Origin of the sequence: Microbacterium sp. MMO-10, assembly GCF_037148715.1 — a bacterium.
In the GTDB taxonomy this organism is placed as follows: domain Bacteria; phylum Actinomycetota; class Actinomycetes; order Actinomycetales; family Microbacteriaceae; genus Microbacterium.
Map to the genome: position 1 here is coordinate 370,129 of NZ_JBBCSV010000005.1, position 17,898 is coordinate 388,026.

Consider the following 17,898-nt stretch of genomic DNA (forward strand, 5'->3'; position numbering starts at 1 on the left):
GGAGACGCTCAGCTCGATCGATTCGCATTGGGCGCATCCTTTCGTTTGCATCGAACGATACGAGTGCGCACCGACATTCGCGTTGACTTATGCCGCTGCGGGGTCAACGAGTCGGGGCGGCGTGAGTGTCGGAAAGATCCCTCCGGTGCCCAATAGGTCGAGCGTACGGCGGGACCGCGTCACCTGGGATGCCCTCACCTGGCGATACGGTAGAGATGGTGGGCAAGGGCACTCTGCGCTTTTCCGTGCCCGAGAAGGAGACCCGATGACGCTCGCGCCAGCTAACCCTGACCATCTCACACAGCGGGAGCTGGAGCAGGCGCTGTGGTCGGCCGCGAACGCACTGCGCGGGCCGGTGGACCCGGGCGATTTCAAGGCGTACGTGTTCCCGGTGCTGTTCTACAAGTGGATCTGCGACGTCTACGACTACAACCATGTCCAGGCACTCGATGACCTCGGCGACGAGTGGTCACAGGCCCAGGAAGACGAGGACTATCAGACCTTCCTGATCCCCGACGGCGCGCATTGGGACGACACGTACGAGACAACCAAGAACACCGGCAAGGCCCTGAACAAGGCGCTCGTCGCGATCCAGGAGGCGAACCCCGGCAAGCTCGCCGGCGTCTTCGGCGACGTGAACTGGTCGAACACCGAGCGAATCCCGCTGAGCGCACTTCGGGCCCTGTTGACCGTGTTCAACGACCCCGAGCTGACACTGGATCCGGACCATGTCTCCGGCGACATGCTCGGATCGGCGTACGAGTACCTGCTCCGGGAGTTCGCTGAAGCGTCCGGGAAGAAAGCCGGCGAGTTCTTCACACCGCGGCATGTGGTACACCTTCTGGTGAAGATTCTCGACCCGCAAGCCGGCGAGAGCGTGTGCGACCCCGCCTGTGGCTCTGCTGGCATGCTCGTGGAGACCGTCGAGGCCGTCAAGCACTCCGGCGGGAACCCGCGCTCGCTGTTCCTTTACGGGCAGGAGTATAACCTCACCACCGCAGGCATGGCCCGGATGAACCTCCACTTGCACGGCGTGGACGACTTCGAGATCAAGCGCGGCGACACGTTCCGCGAGCCGAAGCTTCTCGACGAGGTCGGGCGTCTCCGGAAGTTCGATGTAGTCATCGCGAACCCTCCGTTCAGCCTGCAGAACTGGGGCGCGGACGGTTGGGCGAAGGATCCGCACAAGCGCGCTCTCGGCGGCGTTGTGCCGCCCACGAAGAACGGCGACTGGGCGTGGATCCAGCACATGGTCTCGGTCATGCAGCTGGGGACGGGACGTGTAGGCGTCGTCATGCCTCATGGTGTCCTGTTCCGTGGCGGCCGCGAGGCCGAGATGCGGCAGTGGGTGATCGAGCAGGACAAGCTCGAGGCGGTCATCGGCCTGCCGAACAACCTCTTCTATTCGACCACGATCCCCGTCTGCCTGCTGATTTTCCGCGACGAGAAGCCCGTCGGGCGTCGGCACCAGGTGTTGTTCATCGATGCTCGCGCGCGGTTCAAAGTGGGCAAGAGCCAGAACACGCTCGGCGAGGACGACGTCGAAGCGATCGACGCGGCCTACAAGCGCGGCGAGGAAATGGACGGTGAGGGCGGGCTCTCGCTCCAGCTCGTGCACCGCGACAAGATCCGCGAGTTCGACTACGACCTGAACATCGGGCGCTACATCCAGACCGAAACGAAGGCGGAGGCTGACGTCGACGCGGCGCTGGTGGCGCTGCGGGAGGCACAGGAGGCTATGGATCTCGCGAGGGCAGCGCTTGACGTTCGGTTAAAGGTGGCAGGTTTCGATGCGTGAGGGGTGGCGTGAGGTCACGCTGGGCGAAGTTTGCAAGATCACGAAGGGATCCTCCCCGACGCTGAAGACCCCTCCCGGTCAGTATCCGCTGATCGTCACCGGTCCGACCCCGAGCTCATCTGACGAGTTTCAGTTCGATGGCGAGGCAGTGTGTGTCCCTCTCGTGTCCTCGACGGGGCACGGGCATGCATCGCTTAAGCGTGTGCACTACGCCTCGGGGCAGTTCGCTGTTGCGAACATCATCGCCGCATGTCTGCCTCACCCCTCGAGCGGCGTGAATACCCCGTACCTGTTCCACTACCTGCAGCATCTCAAGGACGACCTCATCGTCACGCGGATGAAAGGAACCGCGAACGTCTCGCTGTCGATCTCGAACCTTTCGCACGTGCCGGTTGCTCTTCCGCCAGTCAACGAGCAGCGGCGGATCGTGGATCTGATAGCGGCCGTCGATGACGCGATCCGGACCGCGGAAAGCGAGGCGATGATCTCCACAACCTTGCTGAACTCTGTCCTGGATCAATTTGAGACGGCCGCTTTTGCACGGGTTGGTACCATCGCGTCGATCAGCTCAGGTGCTTCGTGGGCGAAAGCAGACGTGCGATCTTCCATGGATGGCGACGTGTCCACCGTGCTGACCATCGCGAACACCAAGCCCGACGGCTCTGTAGCGGGTGAGCCGACCTATGTTGCGGGCCTGACCGAGAAGACGGGGAGGCTTACGCCTACTTCCATCGTTGCGATCCGAACGAACGGAAACCACGAGCGGATCGGGAACGTCTACAGGGTCCCGGAAGAGTACGCCGGTGCCGCAGTCTCTGCGTTCCAACTAATCATCGAACCGGTGGAGCAGGCGGACTCGGCATTCCTGTTTTGGATGCTGAGTCGACCGTCGATGCAGTCGAGGATCACAGCTGCATCATCGGGCTCAACGGGGCTGGGGAACATCGCGGCCAGTAAGTTGCGCGAGATGAGTGTGCCGTGGCCCGAGAAGCCGGAAGCTCGTGTCGAACGTGCTGAGGTGTTCCAGGCGCATTGGGCCGCGGCAGAGGCGGCCCGAGCCACCGCCGACTCCCTCAAGATCCTTCGTTCGAACCTGCTCACGGTTCTGCTCTCCGGTGAGCACGAGATCCCCGCGAGCTACGACGAGCTCCTGAACCTCGATACCGAACGGGGCACCGCAGCATGACCGGCTACAACGAGAAGAACACCGTGCAGGCGGCGCTCATCGAGATGCTCGTCGATGCCGGCTGGACCCACGTCGAGGGCAAAGACCTACCCCGAACCACGCAGCAGGTCTTCATCGAGTCGGATTTGCGCGACGCCGTCGAGCGGCTGAACCCGACCCTCGTCGGCCGCTCGGATGCAGTGCTCGCTCAGGTCCGGTCGGTCGGGCTGTCTGCGGCGTCCGAGGGGCTCATGGTCGCCAACGAGCAGTTCACTCAGTTGCTGCGCGGCGGCGGCACCGTGCTCATGCCGGACACGAACCACGACGAGCCGTACAGCCCGATCGACTTCGAGCGCCCCGAGCGGAACATGCTGTTGGTGTCGGACGAGGTGTCTTACCAAGGGGCCCGGTTCGACGTGGTGTTGTGGGTCAACGGCATCCCTGTGGTGGTCGGCGAGACGAAGACGCCGGTGTCGTTGTCGATCTCGTGGAAGAACGGCGCCAAGGACATCTACTCGAGCTACGAGGAGCATCAGCCGGCGTTCTTCGCGAGCAACCTGATGTCGTTCGCGACCGAGGGCAAAGACTTCCGCTACGCCGGCGTCTGTACTCCGCTGGATCACTGGCGGCGTTGGGGCTCCAGCTCGGCGCCGGCGACCATCGAGGGCTGGGACCGGGTCATCATGAGCGTCGATGGGTTGCTCACCCCGCGGGTGGTGCTGAACCTCATCGAGCACTATGCGATGTACGACCGGCAAGTCGGCGACGGTGCGGCTCGGACGATCAAGTTGCTGCCGCGCTACTTCCAGTACGAGTCGGTGGAGAAGATCGTCGAGCGTGCGACGGGCGAGGCAGGATCGCGGGGCTTGATCTATCACACGCAGGGTTCTGGGAAGACGCTCACGATGTCGTGGGTGGCGACGAGGCTCTACTTCGACCCGCGGATGCACAACCCGACCGTCGTCGCGGTCGCCGACCGCACGCAGCTGGTCGGGCAGACCTTCGCCCAGTTCGCTTCCGCTGGCGTCCCCGCCCCGGTGAAGGCCGGGAGCACGGCGGCACTGCAGCAAGCACTGAAGCGCGAAGAGCGGGGCATCATCGCCACCACGGTGCACAAGTTCGCCGGCGCCGGGGTCCTCTCCGAGCGGGAGAACATCGTGCTGCTGGTGGATGAAGCGCACCGCACCCAGGAAGGCGCTCTCGGGACCGAGATGCGTAAGGCGCTGCCGAACGCGCACCTTTTCGGGTTCACCGGCACCCCGATCGCAGACCTGGACCGCAACACCTACCAGCTGTTCGGTGACGAACGCGATCCCGGCTGGACACTGGACACATACGACTCGGACCGTTCGATCGCCGACGGCACAACCGTACCGATGCGGGTTGTCCCGCGGCCGGTGAAGTTCGACGTCGCAAAGGATGAGCTCGACGCGGCCTTCGATGCGCTTGCCGACGAGGAAGAGCTCAGCGAGACCCAGAAGGAAACATTCGCGCGCCGGGTCGCCAACGCCCGTGCGGTCTTCCACAACCCCGAGCGGATCCGAAAGGTCGCCGCGGACATCGTCGACCACTTCTACAAGGCGATCGACCCGCACGGGATGAAGGCACAGGTGGTCGTCGCCGACCAGGAGCTCTGCGTTCTCTACGACCAGGCGCTGCGCGAAGCGCTCATCGCGACCGGCCGCGACGACCAGGTAGCAGTGGTGATCTCCGCTACCGGCAAGACCGAGTTCGACGCGTTCAAGCTCAGCGAAGCCGAAGAGGAAGCCGTGCTGGACCGCTTCCGCGATGTCAATGACGAACTCAAGTTTCTCGTCGTCACCGCGAAGCTTGGCACCGGATTCAACGCCCCTATCGAGGGGGTCCTCTACCTCGACAAGCCGCTGAAGCTGCACACCCTGTTCCAGACGATCACCCGGACGAACAGGCCGTGGCGGAATCCTGAGACCGGGTTCACCAAGCAGTTCGGCACGATTGTCGACTATGTGGGGCTCGGCGGCGCCTTCGCCCGAGCCATCGCGCCCAGCGACCCGGATCATGTGCAGCGGGAACTGGAGACGGCAACCCTGTTAGAGAGCCTCGAAGCCGCGCTGAAAGAGATGCGCCGCCGTTTCGTCGGCATCAACCGGGACGGCTCGATGGACTCGCTGCAACAAGCACTGGAGCGGCTTCCGCAAGACAGTGAAGATCGCGCCGAGTACCGTGCCGAGTTTCTGTACGCCCAGGGACTGTGGGAGACCATCGCACCGGACGCGCAGCTCTCGGACTGGGAGAGTGACTACCGCTGGTACGCACAGGTGTACGCCGCGATCCCCAACGACGGCGACGATGACGACATCCTTTGGGAGCGAATCGGGCCCAAGACCCGCGAACTCGTGCACGCGCACATGCGCAACGTCCGGGTGGATGACCGCAACATTGCCGTGGTGATCGCCGACGCCGAAACCATCCAGAAGATGACCGCGGCCGGTCAGCTACCGCCTGTGCCGAAGGAATACGAGGGCAAATCTGCTCAGGAGATCGTCGACGGCCTCACCGCGCGGATCCGCAAGAAGCTCGAAGGCGGCGGAACGAATGCCGCCGTCTACAAGTCGATCGCTGATCGGCTGGACCAGTTGCGCGAACAGATGATCGCAAGCGCGGATGACTCGATCGCGTGGCTGACGAAGCTGTTTGAGGTGGGCACGGACCTCAAGACTCTTGAGGAGGCCGAAGAGTCCGGCGTCCTCGCGGACCTACCCGACCCCAACGTGGGCATGCTTACCCGCATCTTCGAGGAGCACAAGCCGACGGGCATGACCGTGATGGTGAGCCAGATCGCCGCAGAGGTCGACAAGCTGGTCAGCCAAGCAGTGCACCCTCAATGGACGACCAAGGACTCGTCGATGAAAGCAGTCAAGCGTGAGCTGAACGCACTGTTCAAGAAATACTCGCTGCCTCGCACGGGGGAGCCGATGGAGTCTGCCTGGACGTACATCCTCAAGCACTACTGAACCCCGCGGGATCGCCAATCCGCAGGGTGCTTGATCGGCCCGCGCGACTGAGGGCTGAGGCACACATCGATGTCGATCCCCAGCGCCCGTGGCACTGACCGCGTTGATGTTTTCGAAGTCGTGGTCAGGACGCCAGAGCCCAAGTCGGAATGCACCTGGTGTGTGAAGACCTTCGCCGATCGGGTTCCGACCTGATTCGTCCGTGTCGATCTTGGACGCCGGTCGACGCTTGCACCAGCGATATTGGTGAGATGCCTCGCAACGCTTCGCCCGCCGCCGCGCAGATTGGGAGCCGGATTGCGATGCTCCGCAAGACGGCGTCGATGACTGTGGACCAGCTCGCGGTGGCCACGAAGATCGATTCGTCGAATATTCGCTCCTACGAGAGCGGCCGCGCAATGATGAACGTGCGATCGCTGGTCCGGATCGCGTGCGCGCTCGACGTCGACCCCGGCACGCTGCTGAAGAGATTACCCCGGAGATGTTCAACGGGTAATCCCGCTGGACTTCTCGTGCAGATGAGGTCACCAAGTCGACGCCGAGGGCCTTTCGCATGACGGCAAACTGATCCGCGGACGGGCCACGACAGGGCAAGGAGCAGTATGGAGTATCTCGCCGGACACGAGCCGACGTTCTGGACGCCCGATCCGAGCGAGCGCACTCACCGGTTCGCGCTCGGGCGCGCTGCAAGTCTGCCGGCTGGTGCGGCTCCGCTCGTCACCATCGGCATGAATCCGTCGTATGCCGATGATCTAGTCGCCGACAAGACCGTGAATCGTGTCATCCGCGCGAGCCTCGAGCTCGGCTATTCGGGCTGGATCATGCTGAATCTCTACCCCGAGCGGGCGACCAAGCCGAAGGATCTGCGGCCGTACGACGTTGGCCTGTCGGCGGCGAACTGCACGGCGATCGCCGAGGTCCTCGCGGCCCACGGCGTGACGGAGGTGCTGGGCGCCTGGGGCGGCCTCGCCCACGCGACCATCCGCCGCGCCAAGCGTGGCGTGCTCGGACAGCTCTCGTCGCTCGGCGTGAAGCTGTTCAGCTTCGACCCGCCGACCGCCGGGGGAGAGCCGCGGCATCCGACGCCGCGCACCGGGCCGCTCCCGATGATCGGTCCCAAGCGTTACCTGGCCTGACGGGCTTTGGACGTCACCGCAGGGCGGCGAACGGGTCGAGGATGCTCTGCACACCGTGCTTGGGGCAGACGAACGCGATCCGAACCCCAGTCCCGTCGGCACTGAGCGCCGTGTCGGGTTCACAGTCCCCGCCGCAGACCGAGCAGACGCGGTAGTCATCGTCGGTCGACCCGCAGACGGGGACGCCGTCGACATCGCCGATCTCCTCGAGATCCATCTGCTGAGCCTATGCCTGGTGAGGGGCACTCGAGGTGGGCCTCAACGGCGTGCCCAGGAAGCCTGGACCTCGAGATCGATTCGAGCTATGGTCGGACCAGGTCGACCCGCCCACGAGACGCGATACCCGCTGGCAATGCGGTCATGCGCCGCGCACGGGACGTCAGCGCGACGTCCCGGTGTGATTCGACGTCGCCGATACGGTGGATCCATGAAGCCCGTCGTGATCTTCGATGCCAACCCGCTGCATGGCCTGAAGACCCTGTCCGGCGCCGATTTCGGCAGCCTCCTCGCCCTCTCGAGGCTCGGCATCATCCGGATCATCGTCCCGGACGTCGTCGTGCACGAGCTCGCGCGTCAGGGTGCGAAGGAGTTCAACGACAAACACTCGAAGCTCCGCAACGCCGTGAAGGAGCTCAACGACGTGATTGGGGCTGCCCGTTCCGTGGACGTCATCGCCCACCCGTCGGCGACCTCGGAGGGGCCGAAGCCGCTCACCCGCTCCGCCGTGTACGACGCCATGGAGACCTTTCTCCGAGGGAAGCGAGTCCGGGTCTCAAGGTACGCGAGCTTGCGCACGCCCGTCGACGCGACGACATCGCCTCACCGCACAGGTGCTGCCACGGACCGTCCGCGCGTGCGGATTCGCCGTCACATGCGCATGGTGTGTTGTGTGGAGCAGGATTACATCGCCCCGGGCCGGCAAGGCTCCGGAGGGCACGGCAACGCGACTGCGGTGTCTGTCCATGCCGTGGAAGGGACCGCTTGAGGCTCGCGGTGGTACTGCCCAAATACCAAACATGGCAGACCCTCCTGGACTGCCTTTATGCTCGAGGTAATCGTTGTCGCTGGCGGCGCTCGGCTGACGGATCTATGCGCGGGCGTCGATTCCCTGAAATACTGCGCTGGCTAGCAGGAGCGGGACGTCTTCTTGGGGGGTAGATCGCATGAACAGATCTTGGGGAGTCGCTCTAGGCAAACTCGTAGTTGACCTAGTGACTCTAAATTGGACCGCGGCGACGAAGAGTGGGTTGGACGTTGTCGGTCAGATGCGGCGACGCAAGGATGCGGCTGTTCGTCGGGCGATTCGACGGGCTTCGGGTCAGCTAAGAGCTTGGCAACAGTCTGAGCATGTTACCGCCGATGAATTCCTCGAGGGCATCGGGGTCGCAGAGCGTGCGGTAGGCGCAATGTCGCCGGAGAAGTACGCTGACATAGCTCGGAAATACAGGGGCAAACCAGAGTTGGTTGCGCAGGCGATGGTTGAGGCACTGGGGCTCAGCGGAGACGCCGAAGCAATGGTTGCGACACATGTGCTCCAGGTCGCGCTCATCACCCTAGCGGCTGTCCCCAGTTTCGAGGAGCAAGTTGATCGCGCGGTCATGTGGGCTACCGCTGAATCGGTAATGCTCGAGGAGCAGCTTAGGCGTGACGTCGCTCACAATGCCGAGACTGCCGCACGTGTTCGTTCCCAGCAACTCGAGCGGGATCTTGGCCAGCACACGATTGCGCGTCTCGTTTCCCTCGCCAGCATGCACGAGTCGCGCAAGCTCTACAGCACCAGCGGAACCCGGTTAGGTGCCGAAGTGACGCCCTCGGAAGCCTGGCGCACCTACCTAAGTCGGGAACGCGTCGAGCTTGCTGGTGCAATTGCCAAGGCCGACCGTCGGTCACGGCTTGCCAGCCAGATCAATGGAATCAACTTGCGCGGCAGATATGATGCTGTCCACAGCGAACTACGTCAGGCTGCCTTCCTCTTTCACCAGTCGCCTGAATTTGACGACCTTCCACGCCCTGCGAGGGAAGCGCTAGGTCGCCTTCGGTGGGAGGCAAACGAGCCTCAATATAGAACTGCCGTAATGCTTACTGGTCGGTGGGGAGTTGGAAAGAGCCGTGCGCTGGCCGAGATCGCGGCAGAAGTCGCCTCTCAACCCGGTCGACAGGTGTTGCTGCGCCCCTTGCCCGGCAACGGACAGACTCTCGACACAGCGGTTCTCAATGAGGCACAAATAGCGACAGGTCGTTCATACGTATCCTTGCTAGAATTTCGAAATGACCTAAAGAGCGTAAACGCGCGCGCTGTGATTCTTGTCGACGACATCGCAGAATTCCTTCCAACGCGTTTTGAATTGGATCGCTTCACGCAGTTAATGCTCGATCTGACCGAAGATGATCGGCTTCGCTGGGTATTGACTGTCGACAGTTGGCATCTCGACCGCGTTCTATCGCCGGAAAGCACGCCACGGTGGAGTCGGATCGCTGCGTTCCCACGCCACGCAGCAACAGTTTCGGCGTGGATCGACCTCGATGCCTCGGCGTCCGTCGGGGCGGAGCTCATCCAGCGGGAGCTGCGGGCGCATCCAGACACCACTGAATCCATGATGTCGTTGCTTCGCGTGCCTCTCAACGCCTGGCTCTATATCGACGTGGCTCGCGCGGACACCACGCCTCCTCGGGCGCTAGCGGGCTTTGATCAGGCGTACTGGAACGAGGTTGTCAACTCACTCACCTCAACCAGAGAGGAGCGCCGCGCATGTCGGGCAGTTCAGTTGGTGTTGGAGCAACTGTTCTTCGGCTCGCTCGGGGGTCCAGTAGACGTTCGCGACGTCCACGAGTGCATCACAGGTGTGTCTGAGGACGCAGTCGATGAAGCACTTGAGGTGCTTGCTGAATCTCGGCTCATCGACTTTGCGTCCGACGAAAGCGTTTCGATCGCGAGTGCCCCGCTTTGGGCTCGAGGTCTCGCGCGGCACCTTCTCCCCTCGGAAGCAGGTCTGCTGACTAATCGCGAGCTAGCGGAACTCATTTCGTCAATCTCAAAATTCGATCCAGATACTATCGAGTCACTAGTTGCGGTTCTGCTGCTCCGTGAGGCAAGCGTACCGATGCAACTTGCGCGCCTCGTTCGTAAGTTTCTATCGGCAACTCCGGCGCAGGAAACGGGAGTTTGGGTCGCTGCCCTAACTGATTTCAACGTGAGGGCGGCTGCTTTTGTAACGCTGAGTAGCGCGCCTGGCCGGGTTCGATCTTCTTCTCCGCACGGAGCCTATCTTCTGTTGCGCCTCATCGAGACTGGAAAGGAAGAACTGTCGTTCACTGATGGTCTCAAGGCAGTCCGACCTGACTACAGCACGATCGGGGAGAACGGGCTTCAAGTCGTGCTTCATCGCTTCATCCGACATCTTTCGGGTCCAGACGTCGCAACCGCGCCGATGCGACGGGAGCTCTTGATGACGGCGGACGGAATACAAGAAGCTCGCGCCGGGGCCGAGTTCGCGACGCGATGGGTCTCTGCCTCCGCGGCAGCGACTTCTCCCGAAAGTCTGCTGGCAGAAGTTGAGAACTTTATGCGGGAGGGTGCCAACTACACGCAACAAGAGATAGAGGCATCCGGTGCGGGAGATGCAGGTCGACCAGATGCCGCACCGCTCGTTCTCCACCTCGTGGACGCCCTCGTGCCCGATCTGATTCATCAACTCGGTGCAGAGCACGCGTTTGACCTCTTGGCGGCGCGCGGGTGGTTCAACGAAGATGAGTGGCGGGCAGGTCTTGGCGGTGAACTTCGTCGCGCAGGTCACATCGCGTTGGGTAAGTCGTATGCTCTCAACGCTCCGGCGGTGATCGATCTCCTCGAGAACTTGTGTCGCGGCGATCGCTGGGACCAAGAGAGCGCAGTCTTCGTCCTGAGACACACGGCGCCAACCTTCGGTCGACGGGGCGTCCACATCCGCAAAGAACTTATGCCCTTCGCTCTCCGACTCAACGAATCACGCAGATTGGACCGTGCCTTCAAGACAAGGTGGGTCAAGCCGATGCTAAACCCCTCCCAGAGCTAGAGAGCCTGCGTGGCTCAGGTCCAGACCCAAGCGCCAACCGAGGGACACGAGCTTTGAGGCACCAGTGCACAGCCGAGCTCTAGCAACGCGGCCTCGCGGTTGAGTCCAGCAGGGAGGGCCAGACCTCACTTTCGGGCACGCCGACACGATGTCGCATGCTTCTGGAAGGATCGGGGCATGGAGGTCGAAGAACTGGCCGTGGCCAAGGTTCAGAGCATGATCGCGCGTTGCCCGCACCTTAAGCCGTTCATCACGACGAACGACAAGACGCCATTGACAGACGGCCATGTCGACGTCTATCGCGGACTCGGTCGGAAGAACAGCGACTGGCATGGACGGGTGTCCGTGCAGGTGAAAGGTCGAACTAGATCGACGAAACGCAAAGCGGAGCTTGCCTTCGGAATCTCACGGACGGATCTTCAGGCCTTCCAGGCTGATGGTGGTGTGCTCTACTTCTATGTCGCGGTGAACGCGAAGGGGAAGTGTGTGCCGTACTACGCCTTGCTGTCCCCGTTCACCATCGAGTACTACCTTCGGCAGGTGCCCGAGGAACAGGAATCGATTTCGGTGTCGTTCAAGAGTTGTCGTTGATGTCGTCCGCGGCGGACTCCTCGGCGCCGTCGTCGGGCAGCAGGATTTGCACGCCGTCCCTCCAGACGGCGGCGTGCGCCGGCGCATCGCCGTCCGCGACAGTGCCGACCATCGTGCCGGCCTCGTTGAGGTCTTTCGCGGTCGAGCCGATGCCCCAGACCTCGGCGATCGTGCCGTCCGCGTTCCATCGCGTTGCCCGCATCGGCGTGCGGTTCTCGTCGCGCCCGGACTGGCCGTACATCTCGCCGCGATCGTTGATGCCGTCGACCCAGGCGGTGGAGTGCCCGGTCGCGGGGTCGAGCTGGGTGCCCTCGGGCGCGACCACGATCCATTTGTCGAGGTACGGCAGCCCGCCGTTCGGCGCGAAGTCGACGGAGGCGACGCCGGGGTCCGCCGGATGCGCGACCTCGGCGGATTCCTCGGCGGCCGCGGCCGGCAGGACCACGGCGATCGCCGCGGATCCGGCCACGAGGGCGGCGACGAGGACCGCGGCGACGCGGCGGCGGACGCCCCGGCGGGGCGTCGAGGGCGATGGACGGAGGCGGATGGTCATGGTCACTCCCGTGGTGTCAGGGCATGGCGAGGACCGGCGCGCCCCGATCGGGCGGCCGGCGTGCGCCCGTCCTCGGACGGACGGGCGCAGCGGAGGGGATCCGGGCGGGTCAGCCCAGGGGATGACCCGTGAGGATCAGCCGTTCCGGATCCCACGCCTCGGCGAGGGATCGGATCCGACCGACCCGGTCCCCGTACAGCGCGGCGGGATCCGCCGGCCGCTCGGCGAAGGTCTTCACCGAGCGATCCGATGCGTACGGCGCCAGCGCGCCGCGCAGCGCCTCGGCCGCGGCGCGCACGGCCTCGCGCGCCTCCGGCGCCGGCGTGATGCCGACCGCGTGCACCAGCGCGGCGCCGTCGAGTCCGTCCACCGCCGCGCCGACCCCGTCGACCGACGCGTCACGGCCGGGCGTCACCGCCCCGCCGAGCAGGCGGATCTCGATCGACAGCAGCGGCCCGCTCTCCGGCGCGAGCGCCGCCCGCACGAAGGCCTCCACGGCCTCGGCGGAGAGCTCGGCGAGCAGCAGCCCGTCGCCGTAGGCGGGCACCGGGTCGACGGGGTCGCCGTGCACGGATCCGAGCTCGGCCGGCGCCATCGGCCGCACCGAGTCGAGCTCGGGCTCGAGCGCCCTGAGCGGCGCGAGCAGCGCGGCGACGCTCTCCGCGTCCGCTGCCACGGCCGCCTCGACGCCGACGAACGCCCGGCCTCGCACGGCTTCGGGGATCTCGGGGATCGGCGGGTAGCGCAGCACGCGCACCAGGGTGGTGACCGTGTCGGGCAGTCCGTCGCTCCACGCCCGCCAGGCGTGCACGACCTCGGCGGTGCGCTCGATCGGCCACAGCAGGCCCCCGGCCCAGAGCTCGGCGATCGAGTGCAGCTGCAGCTCGAGCGCCGTCACGACCAGCGGCAGGCTGCCGCCCCGCGCCGCCCAGAGCAGGTCGGGATTCCGGGTGGCGTCGGCGCGCACCCGTTCGCCGCGGGCGTCGACGCCCTCGACCGCCCGCAGGCTCTGCGAGCCCAGGCCGTGCGAGCGTGCGAGCCAGCCGAGGCCGCCGCCCAGGGTGAACCCCGCCACCCCGACCGTCGGGGACATCCCGCAGACCGCGGCGAGCCCGTGCCCGCCCGCCGCGGCGACGACATCGCCCCACACCGCGCCGGCACCGACCCGGACCGTCCGCGCGTGCGGATCCACCGTCACATCGGCCAGCCGCGTGGTGCGCAGCAGGATCGCATCGCCCAGGGGCGGCAGCGCCCCCGCCGCATGCCCCGTGCCCTGCGGGGCGACGCGCAGCCCCAGCTTGCGCGCCGAGCGCACGGTCTCGGCGACGTCGTGCTCGTCGGCGGCCACGACGATCGCGGCAGGGCGCTGGTCGGCGGACAGGATCCAGGCCCGCCGCGCCGCGTCCCATTCCGCGTCGTCGGGCAGGATCAGGTCGCCGTGCAGACGGGCGCCCAGGGCGTGCAGGTGCTCGCCGGGCAGCACCCCGGGGTGCGCGGTCGTGGCGTCGGTGAGGTCGCTGTCGGTTTTCATGTCGTCCTTCGGTGATCGGTGCTGCGCGGAATCGTGATCAGGATCGGTCCGGGCCGGATCCGTCCGGCTCGGCCGGCTCGGCTCGCGCCGACGGTCGAGCTGATCGTCGCCCCCGCGATCTCGATCCGGCCCGGCTCCTGCGGGGGCGGAGGTCGGGTCCGTGTGGCGTCGGCGGCGGGCTCAGGGCGTCGCGGACCCGCTGCGCGCGGGCGGCGCCGTGCGGATCACCCCGCGCAGCACCGTCTCGACGCCCGCCGACCCCGGCGCGGAGGCGATCGCGTCGCCGATCCGCCGGGCGTTCCCCCGGAAGGAGCTCTCGCTCAGCAGCCGGTCCACGGCCGCGCCGACGCTGCGCTCGTCCACGCGGCCGGAACGCGGCTTCAGCCGCAGGCCGGCACCGCTCCAGGCGACGCGGGCGGCGACCTCGGCCTTGTCCTCGGTGTTCCCGGTCGCGAGGATCGGCACGCCGTGGGCGAGCGCGTAGTGCGCTCCGCCGTAGCCGCCGTTGGTGACCAGCGCCGACAGCCGCGGGAACAGCCGGTCGTAGGGCAGGTAGGGCGCGACGCGGGCGTTGGCGGGCAGCGATCCGGCCTGCAGCCGGTGCGCGCCGACCGAGGCGACCACCAGCACGTCACGATCCGCGAGCGCGCGCAGCGTCGGCAGCACGAGGTCCTCGAGGTCGGCGTCCGCGACCGTGCCCTGCGTGACGTGCACCACGGGGCGCCTGTCGTCCAGGTCGTCCCACCATTCCGGCAGCGGCGTCGTGGACGCGCTCGCGAGCGACACGGGCCCGACGAAGTGGACGGGCACGGCGAGGTCGCTGCGCGGATACTCGAACTCCGGCACGCTGAACTGCACGATCGCGTCGGCGAGGGCCGGGTAGTTCATGGCATGCGTCGTCAGGGCGCGGTCCCCGACCTCGGCGGCCAGCAGCTGCGCCTGCCGCTGGAGGTCGCCGAAGACGAGCCGCTCGGTGCTCCAGTTCAGCAGTGCGTTTCGGATCCGTCCGACGACCCCCGGGAGCGGGGGGATCCCCAGCGCGAACGGCGCGGTGTCGCGGCTGCGCAGGGCCAGCGGGACGATGCCGAGGTTCACGACCGGCGGACGCTGCCCGGCCGGGCGGCACAGCAGCAGGAGCGCTCCGAAGAACATGCTCTCGGTGAGCACGGCGTCGACCGGCGCTTCGGCGAGTAGGGAGTCGACGGCCCGGAGCTGGCTCGGCGCGGGATCGAGGAAGATGTGGCGCAGATCCCATTTGGCGCTGTCGACCCCGCGCAGGCCGGCACGGCCTGGGAAGGCCGCGTCGATGTCGCGGTCGTCGAAGTCGGCGTCGGCGGGGAGCGGCTTCCAGATCGCGCCCGTGGCCTCGACGGCCTCGCGGTAGCGGGCGCCCGTGAGGAAGCGCACCTCGTGCCCTGAGGCGACGAGCGTGCGCACGACGGCCAGCAGCGGGGTCACATGACCGTGCACCGGCGTGGAGCAGACCAGCAGGCTCAAAGGAGCGGCCGGGTAGGATGTTGATAGCACTCCTGAAGTATTAACTACCCTCAAAGGAAAGTCAATGTCTCCTTACGTGTCCCCGCTGCGCGAGGCGCAGGCCGCCGAGACCCGACGACGTATCCTGGACGCCGCCGTGACGGTCTTCAGCGCGTCCGGCTACACCGGCGCGTCGCTGGCGCAGATCGCCCGTACGGCCGGGGTCTCCCTCGAGACGGTCAAGCAGAACGGCCCGAAGGCCGCCCTGCTCCTCGCGGCCTTCGGGCACGCCTTCACCGGCACCGAGGACGACACCCCGCTGCACCAGCGCCCGTCACTGGACGGGATCCGCGCGCTGCCCGACGACGAGTTCCTCTCCGGCTGGCTCGCGTTCTTCGCCGATGCGAACAGCCGCATCTCCCGGCTCTGGCCTCGCGTGCTGGAGGCCGCGCTGGTCGACGCGGAGGTTGGCAAGCGCGTCGCGGCGCTGCAGCACAACCGCCGCCGCGACCTGGAGGCGGCCGTCGCGCTGCTCCGCGACCGCGGGATGTGCCGGAGCGCGCGCCCCGACGACGAGCTCGCCGGAGCGCTTTCGTTCCTCATCTCGCCGGAGAGTCACGAGCAGCTCGTGCGGGAGGCGGGATGGTCCCCCGAGGCCTACCTCGCCTGGCTCATCGACGCGGTCGAACGGATGATTCTCACCTGAAGGCCAAAGCTCAACGATGTCCGAACGTGTGTTGGTGTACAACCGTTCACTCTTCTGACGCCGGGCGAGGGTTGGGATTGGCTGTGCACCCACTTGACGGAAGGTGCGCGGGCTTTGCCCGAAGGCCGGAGCGTTGTCGATTTATTGGCAGAGTTTCTTCGATCAGAAATTCTGGCCAGGGAGCCCAGCGCGGCCAGCACCGAGACGCGGGCCTCTAACGCGTGGCGTCGTCTTGGGATCGAGGTCACGCTATGCCGGACTGACAGCGTGGTTTCTACCCGTCTCGCCCTTCGGCGAGAATACGACACATCGATGTGTAGGGCGTGACCGTGGGGTTTCCTGTCAGCAACCTTGCCCGTGCGGTGGCGTGGTATCGGCGTGTCTGCGCACTGTCAGCGCCGAATGTTGCGCCCTCGAACGGTGTCGTCGAGTTACAACTAGGCACGCGGCTGACGAGGCGAGCGTCGGATTCCTGTCCGGACCCGGCGGGTGGAACGCGGCACAGGCGGGGCAGGTCGACGACGCACGCCGGGATGCTCTCGAAACTCATCGATACTCGCTGTCAAGACTCACCGAGGTCTAGTGAGTGCCGTCCGTCGGCGTGGATTCGTGTACTCGCACATTGAGGGCCAGGGCGCAGAGTGCGTCCATCCAGCGCGAGCAGGGAGCACAGGTTGTCGAGCATCGTCCGTGAACCGGCGTCCAGTGAGCGCACATCCTCCATACACGGTGCGTCGGCAAATCAACCTGTCGTTCTCGCTATGGATGCTCTACGAGGAGCGAGCGGAACCTTGACATGAGTACGCGCGAAGCGTATAGCTTGCCTTGGTTGCGCGCCGCGCAATTTCTCACGGGGGTACTATGCGAGTTCAGAAGTTCTTCGCGACCATCGCGATTTCAGCGCTAGCAATCTTGTTCAGCTTGGGCGCATCCCCAGCGAATGCAAGCGAGAAGATAATTCACCAGTCGGGTACCGTGCCAACGTCCGCGCAATCAGTTCCGCTGGAGATCGACTGTTCAACCGTGACCCAAGCCGGGCGAAAGTACGCAGTTGACCATAACGTCAATATCTGCGGGATCCTATCGAAGAAGAGCGGCTCCACGATCACCCCTCTGGACTCGATTGACAACAGCTGCGGCGAGGCACATATCTACATGTATGACAGTTCCTATTACGCTGACGCTGACATCGAGTGGGGCGTAACCTCGTCTGTCGGCGAGATCATCAGCTACGACCTGTATGCCCATTACGATGGACAAGCCGATAGCGGCGTTGTTCCAGATGACGGGTGGTGGCCCGGTTTCGAACATGAGAACTCTGCAACCGTGTACACGGGGACAGGGTCCGCAAGCGCCGATCTCACCGGAACAGTCGAGACCCTTCTCTATACATGCACGGTGCTTGATCCCGCTTCGGGCGCGTACATCTCTTAAGGTCGGAACTTTCCGAAGAAAATTGGTGGCACTATGGATCAGGGTTCAATGCCCATGCGCGCAACGAGTGTTCCTCCCGAGGAGACCCTGTCTCGCGCCGAACAGGTCCGGGTGTTCTACGAAAGCGGCCAACTTCCGCCTTTGTACCGGACTGCTGAGATGGATGCCTCACATATCCGTCGAGGGACCATGCGAGCCCCAGGGATGACAAGTCATTACATCACCATGACTTCTTCGACTACAAATACACCCAGAGAAGAGGTGCATACGCTGAGCGAGGGCTCCCCGGAGCGCCTAATACGGGCGTACCTACATCGACGACGAGTCGACGAGTCTCTCGCCAACAAAAGCAGCCGGAAAGTCGAAGTGATCGTCGATGGTGAGCTCTTACCGAGTGATCTTTTCGGTGAGATTTCGGAAGTTTGGGCAATCGTGACGGTGACACCCCAGCGTCAGATCGTGA

The 17,898-nt window shown here is 65.1% G+C and carries 14 protein-coding genes; 10 read left to right on the plus strand and 4 right to left on the minus strand.

Translation table 11 applies throughout. From position 1 onward, the window contains the following. Window positions 1-265 precede the first annotated feature (265 nt). The 5 genes from WFJ17_RS17780 (at window position 266) to WFJ17_RS17795 (ending at window position 7,092) form a co-directional block, all read left to right on the plus strand. Window positions 266-1,798 carry a type I restriction-modification system subunit M gene (locus WFJ17_RS17780; protein WP_336649098.1) on the plus strand — a complete coding sequence of 511 codons (1,533 nt, stop codon included), beginning with the start codon at window positions 266-268 and terminating at the stop codon, window positions 1,796-1,798. Beyond that, complete coding sequence (locus WFJ17_RS17785) at window positions 1,791-2,984, plus strand: restriction endonuclease subunit S (protein ID WP_336649099.1); 1,194 nt, start codon at window positions 1,791-1,793, stop codon at window positions 2,982-2,984. The genes WFJ17_RS17780 and WFJ17_RS17785 overlap by 8 nt, the downstream gene beginning before the upstream one ends. Then, on the plus strand, window positions 2,981-5,956 hold the full coding sequence (locus WFJ17_RS17790) for a type I restriction endonuclease subunit R (protein WP_336649100.1): 2,976 nt from the start codon (window positions 2,981-2,983) through the stop codon (window positions 5,954-5,956). Before WFJ17_RS17785 ends, WFJ17_RS17790 begins: the two co-directional genes overlap by 4 nt. 251 nt (window positions 5,957-6,207) lie before the next feature. Further along, a complete protein-coding gene (locus WFJ17_RS18730) occupies window positions 6,208-6,513 on the plus strand; it encodes a helix-turn-helix domain-containing protein (protein WP_442927999.1) in 306 nt (101 codons plus the stop codon). 45 nt (window positions 6,514-6,558) lie between these two features. Further along, window positions 6,559-7,092 carry a DUF1643 domain-containing protein gene (locus WFJ17_RS17795; protein ID WP_336649101.1) on the plus strand — a complete coding sequence of 178 codons (534 nt, stop codon included), beginning with the start codon at window positions 6,559-6,561 and terminating at the stop codon, window positions 7,090-7,092. Window positions 7,093-7,105: 13 nt separating this feature from the next. Here WFJ17_RS17795 and WFJ17_RS17800 read toward each other — a convergent pair whose 3' ends face one another. After that, complete coding sequence (locus WFJ17_RS17800) at window positions 7,106-7,309, minus strand: hypothetical protein (RefSeq protein ID WP_336649102.1); 204 nt, start codon at window positions 7,307-7,309, stop codon at window positions 7,106-7,108. 210 nt (window positions 7,310-7,519) lie between these two features. Between WFJ17_RS17800 and WFJ17_RS17805 the strand changes: the two genes are divergently transcribed. From WFJ17_RS17805 to WFJ17_RS17815, 3 genes are all read left to right on the plus strand, one after another. Beyond that, complete coding sequence (locus WFJ17_RS17805; protein ID WP_336649103.1) at window positions 7,520-8,077, plus strand: hypothetical protein; 558 nt, start codon at window positions 7,520-7,522, stop codon at window positions 8,075-8,077. A 421-nt stretch (window positions 8,078-8,498) separates the two neighbouring features. Beyond that, complete coding sequence (locus WFJ17_RS17810; RefSeq protein ID WP_336649104.1) at window positions 8,499-11,144, plus strand: hypothetical protein; 2,646 nt, start codon at window positions 8,499-8,501, stop codon at window positions 11,142-11,144. Window positions 11,145-11,321: 177 nt separating this feature from the next. After that, window positions 11,322-11,735 (plus strand): hypothetical protein, encoded by a 414-nt coding sequence (locus WFJ17_RS17815; RefSeq protein WP_336649105.1) that lies wholly within the window; start codon window positions 11,322-11,324, stop codon window positions 11,733-11,735. Here the strand turns inward: WFJ17_RS17815 and WFJ17_RS17820 are convergent. The 3 genes from WFJ17_RS17820 to WFJ17_RS17830 all read right to left on the minus strand — a co-directional run bounded on the left by WFJ17_RS17820 (window position 11,719) and on the right by WFJ17_RS17830 (window position 15,346). Next, entirely contained in the window at window positions 11,719-12,288 is a 570-nt protein-coding gene (locus WFJ17_RS17820) for a hypothetical protein (RefSeq protein WP_336649106.1), read from the minus strand. The genes WFJ17_RS17815 and WFJ17_RS17820 overlap by 17 nt on opposite strands. Before the next feature lie 109 nt (window positions 12,289-12,397). Further along, a complete protein-coding gene (locus WFJ17_RS17825) occupies window positions 12,398-13,819 on the minus strand; it encodes an FAD-binding oxidoreductase (RefSeq protein WP_336649107.1) in 1,422 nt (473 codons plus the stop codon). A gap of 180 nt (window positions 13,820-13,999) precedes the next feature. Beyond that, on the minus strand, window positions 14,000-15,346 hold the full coding sequence (locus WFJ17_RS17830) for a glycosyltransferase (RefSeq protein ID WP_336649108.1): 1,347 nt from the start codon (window positions 15,344-15,346) through the stop codon (window positions 14,000-14,002). A 34-nt stretch (window positions 15,347-15,380) separates the two neighbouring features. On the opposite strand from WFJ17_RS17830, the gene WFJ17_RS17835 reads away from it, so the two are divergent. Both WFJ17_RS17835 and WFJ17_RS17840 read left to right on the plus strand, forming a co-directional pair. Then, on the plus strand, window positions 15,381-16,001 hold the full coding sequence (locus WFJ17_RS17835; protein ID WP_336649109.1) for a TetR/AcrR family transcriptional regulator: 621 nt from the start codon (window positions 15,381-15,383) through the stop codon (window positions 15,999-16,001). An 861-nt stretch (window positions 16,002-16,862) separates the two neighbouring features. Further along, window positions 16,863-17,435: a hypothetical protein gene (locus WFJ17_RS17840; protein ID WP_336649110.1), complete on the plus strand. Its 573-nt coding sequence runs from the start codon at window positions 16,863-16,865 to the stop codon at window positions 17,433-17,435. The last annotated feature ends 463 nt before the right edge of the window (window positions 17,436-17,898 follow it).

What these genes read in the sequence shown, in the direction of transcription:
- WFJ17_RS17790 (WP_336649100.1), top strand. Translation starts at nt 2,981, where the DNA reads ATGACCGGCTACAACGAGAAGAACACCGTGCAGGCGGCGCTCATCGAG.
- WFJ17_RS17820 (WP_336649106.1), bottom strand. Translation starts at nt 12,288, where the DNA reads ATGACCATCCGCCTCCGTCCATCGCCCTCGACGCCCCGCCGGGGCGTC.
- WFJ17_RS17800 (WP_336649102.1), bottom strand. Translation starts at nt 7,309, where the DNA reads ATGGATCTCGAGGAGATCGGCGATGTCGACGGCGTCCCCGTCTGCGGG.
- WFJ17_RS17840 (WP_336649110.1), top strand. Translation starts at nt 16,863, where the DNA reads ATGCGAGTTCAGAAGTTCTTCGCGACCATCGCGATTTCAGCGCTAGCA.
- WFJ17_RS17810 (WP_336649104.1), top strand. Translation starts at nt 8,499, where the DNA reads ATGTCGCCGGAGAAGTACGCTGACATAGCTCGGAAATACAGGGGCAAA.
- WFJ17_RS17825 (WP_336649107.1), bottom strand. Translation starts at nt 13,819, where the DNA reads ATGAAAACCGACAGCGACCTCACCGACGCCACGACCGCGCACCCCGGG.
- WFJ17_RS17795 (WP_336649101.1), top strand. Translation starts at nt 6,559, where the DNA reads ATGGAGTATCTCGCCGGACACGAGCCGACGTTCTGGACGCCCGATCCG.
- WFJ17_RS17815 (WP_336649105.1), top strand. Translation starts at nt 11,322, where the DNA reads ATGGAGGTCGAAGAACTGGCCGTGGCCAAGGTTCAGAGCATGATCGCG.
- WFJ17_RS17780 (WP_336649098.1), top strand. Translation starts at nt 266, where the DNA reads ATGACGCTCGCGCCAGCTAACCCTGACCATCTCACACAGCGGGAGCTG.
- WFJ17_RS17805 (WP_336649103.1), top strand. Translation starts at nt 7,520, where the DNA reads ATGAAGCCCGTCGTGATCTTCGATGCCAACCCGCTGCATGGCCTGAAG.
- WFJ17_RS17835 (WP_336649109.1), top strand. Translation starts at nt 15,381, where the DNA reads ATGTCTCCTTACGTGTCCCCGCTGCGCGAGGCGCAGGCCGCCGAGACC.
- WFJ17_RS18730 (WP_442927999.1), top strand. Translation starts at nt 6,208, where the DNA reads ATGCCTCGCAACGCTTCGCCCGCCGCCGCGCAGATTGGGAGCCGGATT.
- WFJ17_RS17785 (WP_336649099.1), top strand. Translation starts at nt 1,791, where the DNA reads ATGCGTGAGGGGTGGCGTGAGGTCACGCTGGGCGAAGTTTGCAAGATC.